Origin of the sequence: Moritella yayanosii (assembly GCF_900465055.1) — a bacterium.
In the GTDB taxonomy this organism is placed as follows: Bacteria; Pseudomonadota; Gammaproteobacteria; order Enterobacterales; family Moritellaceae; genus Moritella; species Moritella yayanosii.
This window is the reverse complement of the sequence record NZ_LS483250.1, coordinates 1,452,252-1,469,404: the sequence shown is the minus strand read 5'-3', so window position 1 is coordinate 1,469,404 and position 17,153 is coordinate 1,452,252. Positions and strand designations below refer to the sequence as shown.

Below are 17,153 nucleotides of genomic sequence, written 5' to 3'. Positions count from 1 at the left end.
GACGTGTTATGCAATTTTTACATACTATGGTTCGTGTTAAAAACTTAGAAGCATCATTAGATTTTTACTGTAATAAACTTGGTTTAATCGAAGTTAAACGCAATGATTATGAAGCCGCACGCTTTTCGCTCATCTTTTTAGCCGCGCCAGGCGATGCTGAACAAGCGAAACAGACTTCTCGTCCCACGCTTGAGCTTACTTATAACTGGGATGAAGAAGAATATGAAGGTGGTCGTAACTTCGGTCACCTTGCTTATGAAGTCGAAGATATCTATGCAACATGCGCAGAGTTACAGGCTGCAGGCGTTATTATCAATCGTTCCCCACGTGATGGCTATATGGCATTTATCCGTTCACCGGACGGTATTTCTATCGAGTTATTACAAAAAGGCGACAAATTAGCACCTCAAGAACCTTGGGCATCGATGCAAAATATTGGTGAGTGGTAACGCTGAGGTTACAGTGTATCAACTATTCAATAAATAACCTCGTTATTCAATTACGCTCGCTATTTTATCAATATAAGATAAAGTTATATATATTAACAATCCTAGATTCGTAATGTATAAGAACGCATTTTATATAACCTATAAATATACAACTACAATTCATTATATTTAAAAGTAATAACTGTAAAAATAAAATATAACTTTTTTTAAATTATTTTTACAGTTTAATTGAGCCAACTTTTAATATTAATTGAAAATAACGAGCTTAGATTAAATCGATATATAACAGTGGGTTGCATTTTTCGTGGTTGTTTTTGTTAATAATTAATGCGTGGTGTTTAATATTTTAACAATCTTTAAATAGTCGTTTGTATTATTCCAGCGATATTTTAAACTGCATTCAATTGCTCTGTTAGAGCTATTAATCTACAATCGTCGCTTCTTATATTCCACAGGTTTTATATTAATGTCGACACAATTAGCTAATCCAGCACCGTTAGGCCTAATGGGCTTCGGTATGACTACCGTTTTATTAAATATCCATAATGCGGGTTTTTTCCCTATGGATTCTATGATCCTTGCAATGGGTATGTTTTACGGTGGTATTAGTCAAGTTATCGCGGGGATATTATGTTATAAACGTGGAGATACATTTGGAACCACAGCCTTTATTTCTTATGGTTTTTTCTGGTTAACATTAGTTGCTCTGACCTTGATGCCTAAAATGGGTGTAGCGGCGAGTCCTGCTGGCTTTATGGGCTGGTATCTATTGTTGTGGGGCTTATTTACTGCAGGTTTATTTGTTGGTTCTTTACGTTATCCGCGTGCAAAACAAATCGTATTTGCTTCTCTAACCGCATTATTTTTCCTTTTAGCTGCTCGTGACTTTAGTGGTAGTGCAGTTATTGGTGTGATCGCAGGTTATGTAGGTATTTTCTGTGGCTTAAGCGCGATGTACTTCAGTATGGCGCAAATACTGAACGGCGAATACGGTCGTGAAATTATGCCAGTGGGTAAACCTGTTTTTAACTAATAGCTAAGCCTGTGTTAAGTCACAGGTAAATAAAACAGCACTAAATTATAAATAGTAAAAAGCCGCGTTCAATGACTTGAACGCGGCTTTTGTCGTTAATGCAGTGTATGCATACCCAAACTGTTCTTATTAAGACTCAAACTACTCTTCAGGGTATATTTTGTCTTTGTATTCACACAGATCCTCAATCAGACAAGAGCCACAGCGTGGTTTTCGGGCGATACAGGTATAACGACCGAGTAAAATTAGCCAGTGGTGGACATCGACTTTAAATTCGGCTGGCACCACTTTCAGTAGTTTTGCTTCTACTTGATCAACGTTTTTACCCATGGCTAATTTAGTGCGGTTTGAAACGCGGAAGATATGCGTATCAACAGCGATTGTCGGCCAACCAAATGCTGTGTTTAATACCACATTTGCGGTTTTTCTGCCCACTCCGGGTAGTTCCACTAAAGCATCCAGATCCTCGGGCACAATGCCATTGTGTTTCTCTAATAAGATCTGACAGGCTTTAATGACGTTGCTGGCTTTAGTGTTGTATAAGCCAATCGTTTTGATATAGGTTTTTAGCCCTTCAACACCTAAGTCAAAGATCGCTTGTGGCGTATTTGCCACAGGGAAAAGTTTATTAGTCGCTTTATTTACACTCACATCTGTAGCCTGGGCTGACAGCGTTACTGCAACCAGTAGTTCAAATGCTGAGGAGAAGTTTAACTCAGTTTCAGGATGGGGATTATTATCACGCAGACGCTCTAAAATAATACGGCGTTTATCCTTGTTCATATCTTGACCCTATATATGATATCAATGACAATAAATCGTAATCACTTATTTAATGAAATTGGTATAAAAAGCCATACTGATCATCATAAATCAGTATGGCTTAAGTTGTTTTGATGACTGTTTGTATTGATTAATTTGCTGTTGATTAAGTATCTGAAACTGGATCAGATTCACTAACAGGCTGTGCTTTACGGCGTTTATCTAGCTGTTCATCAATGGCATGTTTCATGGCAATTAAGAAGCCCATACCGATGAATGCCCCCGGTGCTAGAATAGCTAACAAGAAGTTAGTATCCGCATGAAATACTTCAATACGCAACACACTTGCCCAGTCACCTAACAGTAAATCCATGCCGTCAAAGAGTGTACCTTGACCTAATACTTCACGAATGGCGCCTAGTACAATTAATACGCTGGCAAAACCCAGACCCATAAACAAACCATCAGCCGCAGAGGGTAAGACTTTGTTACGTGATGCAAATGCTTCAGCACGACCAATAATAATACAGTTGGTTACGATCAGCGGAATGAAAATACCAAGCGATTGATATAGTTCATAAACGTAGGCATTCATTAATAACTGTATTGTGGTTACAAATGAAGCAATGATCATGACAAAAATAGGAATACGGATCTCTTTCGGTACGTATTCACGTATCAGAGATATTGTCGTATTCGATGCCACAAGTACTAACAAGGTTGCGAAGCCTAAACCCATCGCATTGGTGACGGTTGCTGTTACGGCAAGTAGGGGACAAAGGCCTAATACTTGTACTAAACCGGGGTTATTTTTCCATAACCCTTGATAGATTATATCGCGATATTGGCTCATGATTTACTCCAACAAGAAGCCGCGCTTGTTAAGTCTGAAAATTGCGCGGACTGATAAAAAGTGAGGATATCTTTCACTGAACTCACAACGGCTCTAGGTGTAATAGTGGCACCAGTAAAGGAATCAAAATCACCGCCATCTTTAGTCACGGCCCAAGTGTGAGCATTCTCTTCTGTGAGTGTCTGGTCAACAAAGTCGTCTAACCAGTTAGACTTGCGGTATTCTACTTTGTCACCCAAACCTGGTGTTTCATTGTGGCCCAGAATGCGTACACCCGTTACTTTTCCGACGGTATCAATACCAACAACAAGTTTAATATTACCGCTATAGCCTTTTGGTGCAATACCTTCAATGGCGTAACCAACGATTTCATTATTCTTGGTGGCAGTGAAAATACGTTGAGGTTCAGATGTACCAAGCAACGCTTCATTGGTCATTAATTTACAGCTTTGGAAAATATTATTGTCATGACCATCTTCAGGTAATAATTGATTAATAATTTTCAGTAATTGGATTTGCTCTTGTTCTACAATACGGTCTTTCGTTACCGCATTTGTGATTGCCACGACCGAGGTACAAGCAAGGGCAAATAAGGCGAGTATTACACCATTTTTTTTCATTGATACGAACATGGTGATCTCCTATTTATGACCGTAAACACGGGGTTGAGTGTAATAATCTATTAACGGTACGCACATGTTAGCGAGTAATACTGCAAACGCCATGGCATCAGGATAACCGCCCCAAGTTCGAATGGCATAAACTAATACACCAATTAATGCGCCGAAGATGAGTCGACCTTTTGGTGTTGTTGATGCTGATACAGGGTCGGTGGCAATAAAGAATGCGCCTAACATGGTTGCACCAGAGAACAGATGGAAGATTGGCGAACCTACCGAATCAGGATCCCATAGGAAACCAATGAAGCTAATTACAAATAACCCACCTAATAAGCCGACTGGGATATACCACAGGATCGCACGCTTACTGAGTAAATAAACACCGCCAGCGAGGAAGGCTAAATTAATCCATTCCCAGCCTAAACCTGATAACCAACTGAATTGTTCTTGGGCTTGGATCTCGCTAACCGTATGACCCATCGCCAGACCAGTCTTTAAGGTATCAAGCGGGGTTGCCATCGTGATACCGTCAATATTTTGCATCAACTGATGTGCGGTATGACCGTCTAAGGTCACGCCTGCAAAAATAACATTAAAGATATCCCATAATGATAATTCATAACCTGTTATTTCACTTACTGGTGGCCACGTTGTCATTTGCAGTGGAAATGATACAAGCAACATCACATAAGCGACCATGGCAGGATTAAAGATGTTTTGACCTAAGCCTCCATAAAGCTGCTTTGCAATACCAATCGCAAATACGGCACCCATGACACTGATCCACCAAGGGGCAAAGCCGGGTATTGAAATACCGATCAACAAGCCTGTTAATAAGGCGCTGTTATCTTGCACACGATTGAGTATGGGTTGTTTACGTATCTTAAGAAATACCGCTTCAGTAATAATTGCAGCTAGGCAAGCTAAAACAATATGGATAAGGTTACCGGCACCAAAAAAATACCATTGTGCGGCAATGCCTGGGATTGTCGCTAAAATAACGGTACGCATCAGGTTACTGGTGCTACTACCACTGTGATTATGGGGAGAGCTTGCTAATCTAAATGCCATGTTATTTGTCACCAAGTTGGGCTAGTTTTTTTGCTTTCGCTTTTGCTATCGCCGCGGCAATAGCTGCTTTTTTGTTATCGACGGCAGGGGCCGCTGAGTCTGCTACTTCAGTTGTTTTCTCTTGCGTAGATTGTGTTTCTTTAACTGCAGCCTTTTTGGCTTTAGCACGAGCGATTGCAGCAGCAACGGCGGCTTTCTTGACATCGATAGCAGGTGCTGGTGTATCAGTTGCAGTTTCCGTTGCTTCACTTTGAGGTGACTGTGCTGCAGCCTTTTTGGCTTTAGCGCGAGCGATTGCAGCAGCAACGGCGGCTTTCTTAGCATCGATAGCAGGCGCAGATGTGTCAGTTGCAGTTTCCGTTGTTTCACTTTGAGGTGACTGAGCAGCCGCTTTTTTGGCTTTAGCACGAGCAATAGCCTCGGCCACCGCGGCTTTTTTCGCTTCGATAGCGGGACTCGTTGCTGTTGGTACTGGTTCTGAACCTTCGGCTTCGCGTTTGGCTTTTGCCGCTGCTTTTCTCGCTTTACGTTCAGCAATGACCGCGGCATTATTTGGCAAAGGAGTATCTGGAACCGCAGTATCAGTAGATGCGGCAGCCGCTTTCTTGGCTTTCGCGCGAGCAATAGCGTCAGCAACCGCTGAACCTTTGCTTACTTGACCATTAGCTGGCGTTTGTTCAGCAGCTTTCGATTTTTTGATTCGATCCATTGCCGCTTTCACGGGATCTTCACCCGTTGTTGCTGTTGCTGCGGCACGGCGTTTTTCTGCTGCTTCTTTTTGACGCTGTTCACGTTGCGCTTTTTCTAATGCTAAGCGTTCATTACGTTTTTCAAAACGTTCTTTAGCGATCGCAGCAGCGGCAAGTTCGGCATCATTTGCACGAACTTCAACTTTGGCAATACGGTATTGATGTACCAGCGGTATTTGACTGGGACAAACATAACTGCAGGCTCCGCATTCAATACAGTCCATCAAATTGTAATCGTTTAGTTTTTTCACATCCTTGGCTTGGCTATACCAATGTAATTGCTGTGGTAATAAATCGACGGGGCAGACTTCAGAACATTCACCACAACGAATACAAGCATCCGCTTCTCTTACTTGCGGGATTTCATCTTTGACTGGCGTTAAAATACAATTACCGGTTTTAGTTAATGAAAACTGCGTATGAGGCAAGGTAAAGCCCATCATCGGACCGCCATAAATTATTGCTGCCGCTTTAGTTTCATCACATTCGAATTCACTTAACAAGGCACTGATAGGTGTTCCGATTAACGCCTGTACATTACGCGGTTGCGGAAATGCTTTACCGGTTAAAGTCACGATACGACTTAATAGTGGTTGGCGATCTATAATTGCTTGTTTAACCGCATAGACAGTCCCCACGTTTTGCATCACGATACCAGATTGCGCAGGGATTTGACCTTTACTTATCTCTTTACCTGTTAACATCTGAATTAACTGTTTTTCACCGCCGTTAGGGTATTTTGTCGGCACCTTACGTACAATAATGTCATCACTGAGGTTAAGCGTTTTGATCGCAGTCTCTAACGCTTGTGCGGCATCGGGTTTATTATCTTCAATACCAATAACACAAAGTGTAGGTTTGATCATGTGACGCAATATCTCAATACCCTGAATGATATCGTCAGCACGTTCACGCATTAATACATCATCAGAGGTGATATAAGGTTCACATTCTGCGGCATTGATTAATAAAAATTCAATTGGCTGTCTATCGTTGAGTTTAACGGCAGTAGGAAAACCTGCACCGCCCATTCCGGCCACACCCGCTTGGCTAATGTGTTGCTGTAATTCAGATGTTGATAACTGTTTATAATCTAACGCGGGTTGTGGTGGTATTGCTTGATCTTCTTGATCGCATACAAGTTTAATAGCAATTGCTGGTGTCACAGATGGATGGGTGCTTGGGTATTGGGCAATGTGTTCAATCGTACCGGATGTCGGCGCGTGGACCGGTACTGTCATAAATGAGTCTGATGCCGTTAGAGGCTGACCCTTTAATACACGATCGCCTGATGCAACAATGACTTGACCGCCTTGGCCTATATGTTGTTTAACCGGAATAATAAGATGTTTAGGAATACTCGCAGTGGTGATCGCTAAACTTGTAGACTGAGTTTTGTTTTCTTTCGGGTGTACACCACCAAGATAGCGCCACAGTTTACCATTTTTGATTTGTTCGATTAATGACATCATGTAACCTACTTAATATTGACGACTGGGATAGAATCTAACTGCCATTTCCAGGCAGCTTGTACTGGTTCCATCACGATACAATCGGTAGGACAGGGTGCTACGCATAACTTACACCCGGTACAGGAATCAACAATCACAGTGTGCATAGCACGTGTCGCCCCAGCTATTGCGTCAACAGGGCAGGCTTGAATACATTTAGTGCAACCAATGCAGTCTTCTTCAATAATACGTGCGACCAGTTTAATACTGGCGTCGTGTTCCTGTTCTGCGATTGGTTTAACTTCAACACCCATAATATCGGCAAGTTTTTCAACGGTATCAGCGCCACCGGGTACACATAAGTTAACTTCTTCACCGTTAGCGACGGCTGTTGCATAAGGCTTGCAGCCTGGATAGCCACATTGGCCACATTGTGTTTGTGGTAACTCAGCATCAATCTGTTCAACGACAGGGTTACCTTCAACTTTGAAACGAATAGCAGCCCAGCCGAGCCCGAGCCCAAACAAAGCGGCGAGAATAACAAGGGTAATAATTGCAATGAGAATAGTAGTCATAGTTATCAATAGTTAAAGTTTAACCAATCCCGTGAAACCCATGAATGCAAGCGACATAAGACCTGCTGTGATCATAGCGATTGAAGTACCCTTAAAAGGGGCCGGGACATCTGCAGCTGCGATACGTTCACGCATAGCAGCAAATAAGATTAGTACTAACGAGAAGCCAACTGCCGCACCAAAACCATATACTGCACTTTCGATAAAGTTATGTTTTTCATTAATATTTAATAAAGCAACACCGAGTACCGCACAGTTAGTCGTGATAAGGGGCAAGAAAATACCTAATAAACGATAAAGCGTCGGGCTGGTTTTATGTACGACCATTTCAGTAAACTGTACAACAACAGCAATCACCAAAATGAAACTAAGTGTTCGAAGGTATTCTAAGCCGAGCGGCGTTAAAATATAGGTTTCAACAAGGTATGAAGACATTGCCGCAATGGTCAATACAAACGTTGTCGCAAACGACATGCCTATTGCACTTTCTAATTTGCTCGATACACCCATAAACGGGCATAAACCCAAGAATTTAACGAGCACAAAGTTGTTTACAAGAACAGTGCTTACTAGCAATAAGAGATATTCAGTCATGATGAAGTAATACAGTTACTATGGGAGGCCATATTATCGGGTATCTGTATCATTGTTACAATAGAAAAGAACTAAATTGATAACGTAAAAAGGCTAATAATCAATTAGTCGCCTTACGTTATCTAGGGTTTTTAGGATTTAACTGGCTATTTTGCTCAATGGAGCAGGTTTGGCGATGAGATAACCTTGGAGACCGTCGACATACATAGATTCCAGTAATTGTTTTTGCGCTAACTCTTCAACACCTTCAGCAATGACTTGGCAGCTCATGCGGTGTGCGACATCGACGATCATGCGTAAAAATTGTTGACTGGCGTTATCATTCGTAATTGATTGGATCAAGCTACTGTCTATTTTTATATAATTTGGTTTTAGTTCTTTAAATAATTTGAAAGAGCGAATACCGTGACCAAATTTGCTAATTGCAAAGCGACTGCCAACACGACGTAACATACCCATGGCGCGTTTACTGGAGACAATATTTCTATCTAATACCACTTCATCTATTTCAAACACTAGGTTGGCGGCAATATTCGGCTCACGTAATAATAAGCGTTCTAACCAAACAATAAATGCGCTACTTTGTACGGAATTATACGTCAGGTTAACCCCCCAATGACTGTTGCCATCCATTTGAGTTCGACTATTACTGATAATATTTTCAATAATGATTTGGTCTAATTTTACGGTGTAATCCAAACGTTGCGCCATAGCAAACAAGGTGTGAGTTGGCAGTACTGCATTATTACGACCAATAAAACGGGTATATATTTCTTGATAATTTTTCATATTGCGATGAATTGGTTGTACAGGTTGACTGAGCAACATCAGACTGCGTTTATTGATGACCTCTTCAATGACTTCTTTCCAATAAATTTGGCCTTGATTATCCTGCTGGCTATCTTGTTGCTGAAAAGCCCAATGGTTTGGCCCTTCAAGTTGTGCTTTGGCTAAGGCCGTATCTGCACGAGCAAGCACTTGTTCCGGTTGATGGCCTGAATGAATCGTTGTAATGCCAATGTAAGCGACATTTTCTAGTTCATGCAGTGATTGATATTCATCTAAATTTGCTTTGATCTCTCTTGCCAGTTTATGTGCGATAGCGGCAGTCATATTAGGTATAAGAATGGCAAAATCAGGACCTGAGACACGATATAGTTGGCTGTCTGGGTAGCGTTTTGTACATTGCTTTAGCATATTCGATATATCTTTAAGATAGACATCACCGAGTTGAAAGCCTCTATGCTTATTGATATGTCCCAGCGCTGTCGCTCGAACTAATGCTAGAATGGCAGATTGAGATTGCTTTTTCGCTGATAAAAAATCCACAAGCTCGCCACGAAAAAAAAACCGATTGTATAAACCAGTTAAATTATCCATGTGGATTTGTTTTGATAATGCTTCGATCTTATCGTGCTGACCTTGTAATTTGTTACGATGTTCGGCTTTATGCTGAGCAAGAAGACGAGTGACCGCCGGAAAAGATTGGTGCTTTGGTTTTATGGTATTACCGATTTCGTGCAGGATGTTTTTTTCGACATTAATTAATAATCGCTTAACGGATGCGAGGCATAATAAATAGGCGATACAGAGTGAAATGATAAAAGTGCTTAATAATTGAATAACGGCGTTATCTTTTTCACTGAACTTTAACTTAAATTTATAACTGAATAAGTCTGTCGCCCCCGAAAACTGTTTAGCTAACTGCGGAAAAATAAGTTGGATCAGAGTAGGATAGTTGATATTTGATTCCCAACTTGATGATATCGATTCTGTTTGAATGAATAATTGGCTTAACGCGAGGCGGTCTGTAAGTAACTTAGTATTATCATCAGTAATTGAATCGACAGTTATCTTTTGACTTAGTGCATAATTAATAGCACTGCCTTGGACCGCTAATGATGAGTTTAATGATTGGTAGCTAAAACCTAACGCACTGAACAACATGCATAAAAAAACAAATGTGAGGAAAAGGTTGCAGCGAAAATAATCCGTCATTTTCATTATCCCTATAATATGTTACATCCCTGATAGGCTAGACTAACCTGTTTAGATCAATAAAACTATGCATAGCAGGGCTTTGATAAAGAATATGGGATAGAGGACACGATTTGATAAGGAAACCCTACTTTAGTGGGAGTACGAGTTTAACTAGAAATGTATATTTAATCGAAAGGTATTAATGAATTGTTTTAAGTGTATGACAATACAGGAGTATATTATTAGATAAAGAAAGTGGCTCCCCTTGCTAGACTTGAACTAGCGACATATGGATTAACAGTCCACCGTTCTACCAACTGAACTAAAGGGGAATTATTCGTGTGCTTCTAGTGAAGCCAACTAATGATGCTTACGGTGTAAATTAATACAGGGTAATAAATCACTAACTGTTACTTTCTCTGTAAAGAAAGAAAATGTGGCTCCCCTTGCTAGACTTGAACTAGCGACATATGGATTAACAGTCCACCGTTCTACCAACTGAACTAAAGGGGAATTATTCGTGTGCTTCTAGTGAAGCCAATTAATGATGATTACTGTGTAGGTTAATACAGGGTAATAAATCACTAACTGTTACTTTCTCTGTAAAGAAAGAAAATATGGCTCCCCTTGCTAGACTTGAACTAGCGACATATGGATTAACAGTCCACCGTTCTACCAACTGAACTAAAGGGGAATTATTCGTGTGCTTCTATTGAAGCCAACTAATGATGTACATTATGTAATAAATCACTAACTGTTACTTTCTCTGTAAAGAAAGAAAATGTGGCTCCCCTTGCTAGACTTGAACTAGCGACATATGGATTAACAGTCCACCGTTCTACCAACTGAACTAAAGGGGAATTATTCGTTTGCTTCTATTGAAGCTAATAAGTTATGTGCTTCTAGTGAAGCCAATTAATGATGATTACTGTGTAGGTTAATACAGGGTAATAAATCACTAACTGTTACTTTCTCTGTAAAGAAAGAAAATATGGCTCCCCTTGCTAGACTTGAACTAGCGACATATGGATTAACAGTCCACCGTTCTACCAACTGAACTAAAGGGGAATTACTTGTCTTTGTTTCGAAGACGGGGCGAATATTAAGGTTAGATGATTCTACTGTCAATGATAAAACGGTCAAAACTGTTATTTGCGTTTTTTTTGTAGAATAACTGAACGATGCTGGCTAAGAAATACTGATAGCGTAGCTTAAGTAAACAGTTGATTTATACGGCAAGCCGTTAAATATTGGCGTCATACTCGTAGTATGAGGTTAAATTTTTTTTTGACTTCTCATTATATGAGGATTTTCATTTAATACACAACTATATGTCTTCTTTTGTAGTAAGGCCTGTGAATATGACAGTTTTTATTGAGTTATCCACTGAATCTGTGGGTAACTCTGTTGATTAAATCTGTAAAAGTGAAAAACGAGTAACAGTTGATATTTATAATTGTTGTATTTCAGCCGTTAAATTCCTGTATATTTGTTTTAAATCAATTGGTTACTTATATTATAATTAGAATTTAAACTGTGGTAAGTAATCACTTTAAATGCTTGTATCAAAAATAACCATAAAAAATCTATTTTATAAAACTGTTGGTAACAGCTTGACATATTGCTTTTCGCTGTTGTTTAAAGCTTGGCTTCGACTTGTTTATTTAAACTATAAACGAGTAGAGGTAATTGTTATGGCGCGCTAAGCGTAAATTGGTATTATGGGGAATATATAAATTTAAAAACCGAGTTGTGATCTTAAATAATGACGATTTTATTCGATTTATGTTCTGAATATACCCCGAGTGGTGATCAGCCTCAAGCGATTGAAAAGCTGGTCGATAGTTTTAATGCTGGTGTTGCCTGTCAAACTTTATTAGGCGTAACAGGTTCGGGTAAAACCTACACTGTCGCGAATATGATTGCGCAATTAAATCGTCCTACCTTGATTATGGCACCCAACAAAACGCTTGCCGCACAGCTCTATGCTGAGATGAAAGGTTTTTTCCCTAATAATGCGGTTGAGTATTTTGTTTCTTACTACGATTATTATCAACCAGAAGCGTACGTACCAAGTACAGACACCTTTATTGAGAAAGATGCGGCAGTCAATGCACATATTGAACAAATGCGTCTGTCAGCAACTAAAGCATTATTAGAGCGTCGTGATGTTATCTTAATTGCATCGGTGTCTGCTATTTACGGTTTGGGTGATCCTAAGTCGTATCTAAAAATGATGTTGCATGTGTCTGTTGGTGAGATAATTAGCCAGCGTAGTATTATTCGTCGTTTAGCTGAGTTGCAATATATCCGCAACGATATGGATTTTAAACGTTCTACCTTCCGTGTTCGTGGTGAGGTTATTGATATCTATCCAGCTGAATCAGATAAACACGCAGTGCGTATTGAAATGTTTGATGATGAAATTGAACGTATCAGCTATTTTGATCCGTTAACGGGTGCGGTTGAAAAAACAGTAGAGCGGGCGACTATTTATCCTAAGACTCACTATGTTACCCCAAGAGAAAAGATCTTATCTGCAATTGAACACATTAAGGTGGAATTGTCAGAGCGTAAGAAACAACTATTATCAGCGAATAAATTAATTGAAGAACAGCGGATCAGTCAACGCGTGCAGTTTGATATTGAGATGATGCAAGAGCTTGGTTACTGCTCGGGAATTGAAAATTACTCTCGCTATTTATCAGGGCGTGTACCAGGTGATGCGCCTCCGACCTTATTAGACTATTTACCTGATGATGGCATATTGGTCATTGATGAGTCTCACGTTACCGTGCCACAAATTGGGGCTATGTATAAAGGTGACCGCTCACGTAAAGAAACGCTGGTTGAGTTTGGTTTTCGTTTACCATCTGCCTTAGATAACAGACCGCTTAAGTTTGAAGAGTTTGAATCCATTGCACCACAAACCTTGTATGTATCTGCAACACCAAGTCAATACGAGCTGGATCGCTGTGAAGGTGAGATTGTTCAACAACTCGTACGACCGACAGGATTATTAGATCCAATCATTGAAGTGCGTCCTGTTGATACGCAAGTTGATGATCTGCTCAGTGAAATTAATATTCGAGTGGCGAAAGGTGAAAGGGTACTGGCGACGACGTTAACTAAGCGTATGTCTGAAGATTTAGCAGAATACCTCGCCGATCATGGCGTTAAGGTTCGCTATCTGCACTCCGACATTGATACCGTTGAACGTGTGGAAATTATTCGCGACCTACGTTTAGGTGTATTTGATGTACTGGTTGGGATTAACTTGCTGCGTGAAGGTCTCGATATTCCAGAGGTTTCTTTGGTCGCTATCTTGGATGCTGATAAAGAAGGTTTCTTACGTTCTGAGCGTTCGTTGATCCAGACTATTGGTCGTGCGGCGCGTAACTTAGAAGGTAAAGCTATCTTATATGCTAATCGTATCACCAAAGCGATGGCTAAAGCCATCAGTGAAACCGATCGGCGCCGTGCTTTGCAACATGAGCATAACGTGAAGCATGGCATTACACCAAAAGGATTAAAGAAAAAGGTCGGAGATGCCTTAAATATAGGTAGAACACCAGAGCAACAAATGATGTTTATTGCTGAGCAAAAAGCGACGTATGCGATGTTTACGCCTGCAGCACTGAGTAAAGAGATCGTACGCTTAGAAGAGCAAATGTATAAGTATGCACAAGATCTAGAATTTGAAAAAGCCGGTGAAACCCGTGATAAAGTGGCTAAACTGCGTGAGCAATTAATTCAATAACGGTACACAGACGTTTCAATAATGACTGCAATATGTAAAACATATAAAGTTAAAGCATAAAAATCGAAACCAACTAACATTGGTTTCGATTTTTACATTTTATCTAAAACTGAATGACACTGAATGTGTTTAGAATAACGAGTCCGACAGATCAAACAGTTCTTGATTGAAAGGACGTTTCATATTTTCAATACAATCAATAATGTCATGATGCACCATTTGTGAGTTCATTAGACCGACACAACGACCGCCTTCACCATCAATTAATAGCTTAACTGCATATGAACCCATACGACTTGCCATAATACGGTCACGCGCTGTTGGTGTGCCGCCACGTTGTAAATGACCTAGGATCGTAGCACGTGTTTCACGGCCTGTTTCTTTTTCAATATGCTTAGCCAGTACATTTACATCTGTTACGTGTTCACACATCGCAATGATCGCGTGTTTTTTACCTTTATCGATACCGGCTTGAATTTGTTTGAGTAGTTCAGCTTCGTTGTAACCTTTTTCTGGGATCACCACGAATTCTGCACCACCGGCTACAGCTGCACCTAAGGTTAAATCACCACAGTAGCGGCCCATGATCTCAACAATAGAAATACGTTGATGTGATGTTGACGTATCGCGTAAACGGTCAATTGCGTCAACAACAGTGTTAAGAGCAGTATCAAAACCAATCGTATAAGTTGTGCCTGGAATATCGTTATCAATTGTTCCTGGAATACCGATACATGGGAAGCCCATTTCAGTGAGTTTTTTCGCGCCCATGTAAGAACCGTCACCACCGATCACAACAAGTGCGTCGATATCGTGTTTTTTAAGGTTCTCAATGGCTTCTCTACGTACGCTTTCTTTTTTAAATTCAGGAAAACGTGCAGAGCCTAGGAAAGTACCACCACGGTTAATCACATCAGAAACTGATTTACGATCAAGTTTCTCGATGCGATCTTGGTGTAAACCTGCATAACCGTCGTAAATACCATAAACTTCTAAACCAAGATGTAAGCCTTCACGCACAACAGCTCGGATTGCTGCGTTCATGCCTGGTGCATCACCACCACTTGTTAAAACACCTATTCTTTTAATCATTGAAGCCTCAAATATATCAATCTATGATACTTATTTATTGGGTTAGAGTACTGTTGCAGCAGGTGATGGCACGCTTGTTCATTCATTTAGCACACCAATTATAGTTTATCTGTTGCTGCTACTTTTTATTTATTATAACGATTTATTCTTTTCTGTGTCTTTGTGACTTATTTTATTACTAAAGTGATACTAATCACGCTTTCATATGAAACTTTTACTCGTTAAATAAAATAATGCCTCGATGCAATTTTATTTTGAAAAATATTAGTTTAATAAGAAAGGAGTGTAGTAATACAAAATTGTTGAGCAATTAGCATTACTACACTTTTATTCCCAATGCAGAGTATAAATTTCTCTATATTAGATTTTGATAAGCAATTATGTTAGATTTTGATAAGCAATTATGCAGAAGCACCTGCAATAACTTTAGAGAATTCTACCGCGTCTAGTGAAGCGCCGCCAACTAGGCCGCCATCAATGTCTGCTTGACCGAATAATTCAGCAGCGTTAGCGCCTTTAACTGAACCACCATAAAGGATTTGAACTTTATTTGCTACTGCAGCATCTTGCTCTGCTAACCATGAACGGATATGCGCGTGGATGTCTTGTGCAATTTCTGGTGTTGCTGTTTTACCAGTACCGATTGCCCAAACTGGTTCGTATGCAATTACTGCATTGTTTAGCGATGTGATACCCGATTTAGTGACAACGGCTTGCAGTTGCGCTTCAACAACAGCTTTAGTTTCGCCAGCTTCGAATTGTGCTAGTGTTTCACCGATACAAAGTACAGGTACTAGGCCATTTTCTTGTGCAACAGCAAATTTTTCAGCAACAACTTCGCTTGATTCACCGTGTATAACACGACGTTCGCTGTGACCAACCAGAGTGTATTTACAACCGAATTCTTTTAACATTACTGCTGAGTTTTCGCCAGTGAATGCGCCAGCTGTATTAACGTCACAATCTTGTGCGCCGTAGCTAATTGCAGTGTTAGCAGTTAATGCTTCAACTTGTGGGATAAAAATAGCAGGAGGGCATACAGCAACTTCAACAGTTGCATTGTCTTTTGCCGCATCAACTAAACCGTTAATTAAAGCTTCTACAGATGCTTTAGTTGCGTTTAATTTCCAGTTACCCATTACTAGTGCTTGTCTCATGTCTATCTCCGATATGGTTTAAAGCTATTTTTCTTCAACTTAGTTGACTTGAGTAACAATGACTAAAGTTACTTAAGTTGAAAACATGAGATGATTATAGAGTCATCTAGCGTCAGGGCAAGTTGTCACAAGACAATTTTTGGTAATAAAACTACATAAAATGCAGTAACTGTGACTTGCCCCACGTTTAATGACTCAATTTAGACTGAAATGCAGTGAGAATGACAGAATGAAAAACTTATTGGTTATTTTTTAACGACAACCAAGCCAGTCCTAACCATTCATGGACTACTATTTCACTTACCGCAAGATACCGAGCGCGAGGGAAGTAGTAATGTAATGGTGGTGACCCGTTCACCGGTTTACTGACATGTGCAGTCGGTGCAGGGATAGGGGATAAACCTTGTTGTTGAAATATTTTCATGGCTCTTGGCATATGGGTGGCCGAGGTCACTAATACTAGGTTTTTACCTTGAGTAATCTTTTTATTATCAATGGCTTCTTCTATCGTGTCTTTAGGTTGTTCTAATAATATAATCGCTGATTTCGGTACCCCTAACGCCATGGCTAAGCGCGCATTCATTTTTGCATTACTGTTAATATCACCGTCGTTATAACCACTGAAAATCAACTTCGCTGTTGGGTTAAGTTTATAAATCCGCACGCCTTCAGTGGTTCTGGCAAGGGCTGCTGGGGTTAATTGACTGGTGATCGGCAAGCTGTTTACTGTTGTATGACCGTTACCCAATACGTGGATATAATCGACGCTTTGCTGCTGATAACTAGGGTATTGAGACTCTAATGTGGCGGCTAAACGACTCGCGACTGGATCTAGGCTTAATAGCAATAATGTAATAAAACTACTAAAAAACAGCACTTGGGCACTGCGTTTATAGCGGGTGAATTTATATAATAGTGCGGCAAGGATAAAAAAAGTGAGCAGTAATGGCAGTGGCATTAACCAGGTACCAATGATTTTTTTAAGTGCGAACATAGACTCCGAATAC

Annotated in this window: 14 protein-coding genes and 5 tRNA genes; 3 read left to right on the top strand and 16 right to left on the bottom strand. The window is 40.2% G+C overall.

Going from position 1 to position 17,153, the window contains the following annotated elements; translation table 11 throughout:
• Nucleotides 1-8 precede the first annotated feature (8 nt).
• Together gloA and MORIYA_RS06680 are read left to right on the top strand one after the other, a co-directional pair.
• The gene (gene gloA, locus MORIYA_RS06685; RefSeq protein ID WP_112713762.1) at nt 9-449 is read left to right on the top strand and encodes a lactoylglutathione lyase; all 441 of its coding nucleotides are present in this window, start codon (nt 9-11) and stop codon (nt 447-449) included.
• Nucleotides 450-915: 466 nt separating this feature from the next.
• The gene (locus MORIYA_RS06680; protein ID WP_112713760.1) at nt 916-1,482 is read left to right on the top strand and encodes an acetate uptake transporter; all 567 of its coding nucleotides are present in this window, start codon (nt 916-918) and stop codon (nt 1,480-1,482) included.
• A 141-nt stretch (nt 1,483-1,623) separates the two neighbouring features.
• Here the strand turns inward: MORIYA_RS06680 and nth are convergent, their stop codons facing one another.
• The 13 genes from nth to MORIYA_RS06615 all read right to left on the bottom strand — a co-directional run bounded on the left by nth (nt 1,624) and on the right by MORIYA_RS06615 (nt 11,205).
• A complete protein-coding gene (gene nth, locus MORIYA_RS06675) occupies nt 1,624-2,265 on the bottom strand; it encodes an endonuclease III (protein ID WP_112713758.1) in 642 nt (213 codons plus the stop codon).
• Nucleotides 2,266-2,410: 145 nt separating this feature from the next.
• Nucleotides 2,411-3,097, bottom strand: a complete 687-nt coding sequence (locus MORIYA_RS06670) for an electron transport complex subunit E (RefSeq protein WP_112713756.1) — start codon at nt 3,095-3,097, stop codon at nt 2,411-2,413.
• Nucleotides 3,094-3,729, bottom strand: a complete 636-nt coding sequence (gene rsxG, locus MORIYA_RS06665) for an electron transport complex subunit RsxG (protein WP_112713754.1) — start codon at nt 3,727-3,729, stop codon at nt 3,094-3,096. Before rsxG ends, MORIYA_RS06670 begins: the two co-directional genes overlap by 4 nt.
• A gap of 9 nt (nt 3,730-3,738) precedes the next feature.
• A complete protein-coding gene (gene rsxD, locus MORIYA_RS06660) occupies nt 3,739-4,788 on the bottom strand; it encodes an electron transport complex subunit RsxD (protein ID WP_112713752.1) in 1,050 nt (349 codons plus the stop codon).
• 1 nt (nt 4,789) lies between these two features.
• Nucleotides 4,790-7,009 (bottom strand): electron transport complex subunit RsxC, encoded by a 2,220-nt coding sequence (gene rsxC, locus MORIYA_RS06655; protein ID WP_112713750.1) that lies wholly within the window; start codon nt 7,007-7,009, stop codon nt 4,790-4,792.
• A 5-nt stretch (nt 7,010-7,014) separates the two neighbouring features.
• Nucleotides 7,015-7,563, bottom strand: coding sequence for an electron transport complex subunit RsxB (gene rsxB / locus MORIYA_RS06650; protein WP_112713748.1), 549 nt, complete (start codon nt 7,561-7,563; stop codon nt 7,015-7,017).
• Between the two features lie 12 nt (nt 7,564-7,575).
• Complete coding sequence (rsxA, locus tag MORIYA_RS06645; protein ID WP_112713746.1) at nt 7,576-8,157, bottom strand: electron transport complex subunit RsxA; 582 nt, start codon at nt 8,155-8,157, stop codon at nt 7,576-7,578.
• A 138-nt stretch (nt 8,158-8,295) separates the two neighbouring features.
• Nucleotides 8,296-10,155 (bottom strand): EAL domain-containing protein, encoded by a 1,860-nt coding sequence (locus MORIYA_RS06640; protein WP_112713744.1) that lies wholly within the window; start codon nt 10,153-10,155, stop codon nt 8,296-8,298.
• A gap of 238 nt (nt 10,156-10,393) precedes the next feature.
• A tRNA-Asn gene (locus MORIYA_RS06635) sits at nt 10,394-10,469 on the bottom strand.
• 105 nt (nt 10,470-10,574) lie between these two features.
• Nucleotides 10,575-10,650, bottom strand: a tRNA-Asn gene (locus tag MORIYA_RS06630).
• Between the two features lie 105 nt (nt 10,651-10,755).
• Nucleotides 10,756-10,831, bottom strand: a tRNA-Asn gene (locus tag MORIYA_RS06625).
• Between the two features lie 90 nt (nt 10,832-10,921).
• A tRNA-Asn gene (locus MORIYA_RS06620) sits at nt 10,922-10,997 on the bottom strand.
• A 132-nt stretch (nt 10,998-11,129) separates the two neighbouring features.
• A tRNA-Asn gene (locus MORIYA_RS06615) sits at nt 11,130-11,205 on the bottom strand.
• Between the two features lie 697 nt (nt 11,206-11,902).
• Here MORIYA_RS06615 and uvrB point away from each other — a divergent pair.
• The gene (gene uvrB / locus MORIYA_RS06610; protein WP_112713742.1) at nt 11,903-13,897 is read left to right on the top strand and encodes an excinuclease ABC subunit UvrB; all 1,995 of its coding nucleotides are present in this window, start codon (nt 11,903-11,905) and stop codon (nt 13,895-13,897) included.
• A gap of 129 nt (nt 13,898-14,026) precedes the next feature.
• Here the strand turns inward: uvrB and pfkA are convergent, their stop codons facing one another.
• The 3 genes from pfkA to elyC form a co-directional block, all read right to left on the bottom strand.
• Nucleotides 14,027-14,989, bottom strand: coding sequence for a 6-phosphofructokinase (gene pfkA / locus MORIYA_RS06605; RefSeq protein ID WP_112713740.1), 963 nt, complete (start codon nt 14,987-14,989; stop codon nt 14,027-14,029).
• Nucleotides 14,990-15,390: 401 nt separating this feature from the next.
• Nucleotides 15,391-16,146, bottom strand: a complete 756-nt coding sequence (gene tpiA, locus MORIYA_RS06600) for a triose-phosphate isomerase (protein WP_112713738.1) — start codon at nt 16,144-16,146, stop codon at nt 15,391-15,393.
• Nucleotides 16,147-16,384: 238 nt separating this feature from the next.
• Complete coding sequence (gene elyC / locus MORIYA_RS06595) at nt 16,385-17,140, bottom strand: envelope biogenesis factor ElyC (RefSeq protein ID WP_112713736.1); 756 nt, start codon at nt 17,138-17,140, stop codon at nt 16,385-16,387.
• Nucleotides 17,141-17,153 lie beyond the last annotated feature (13 nt).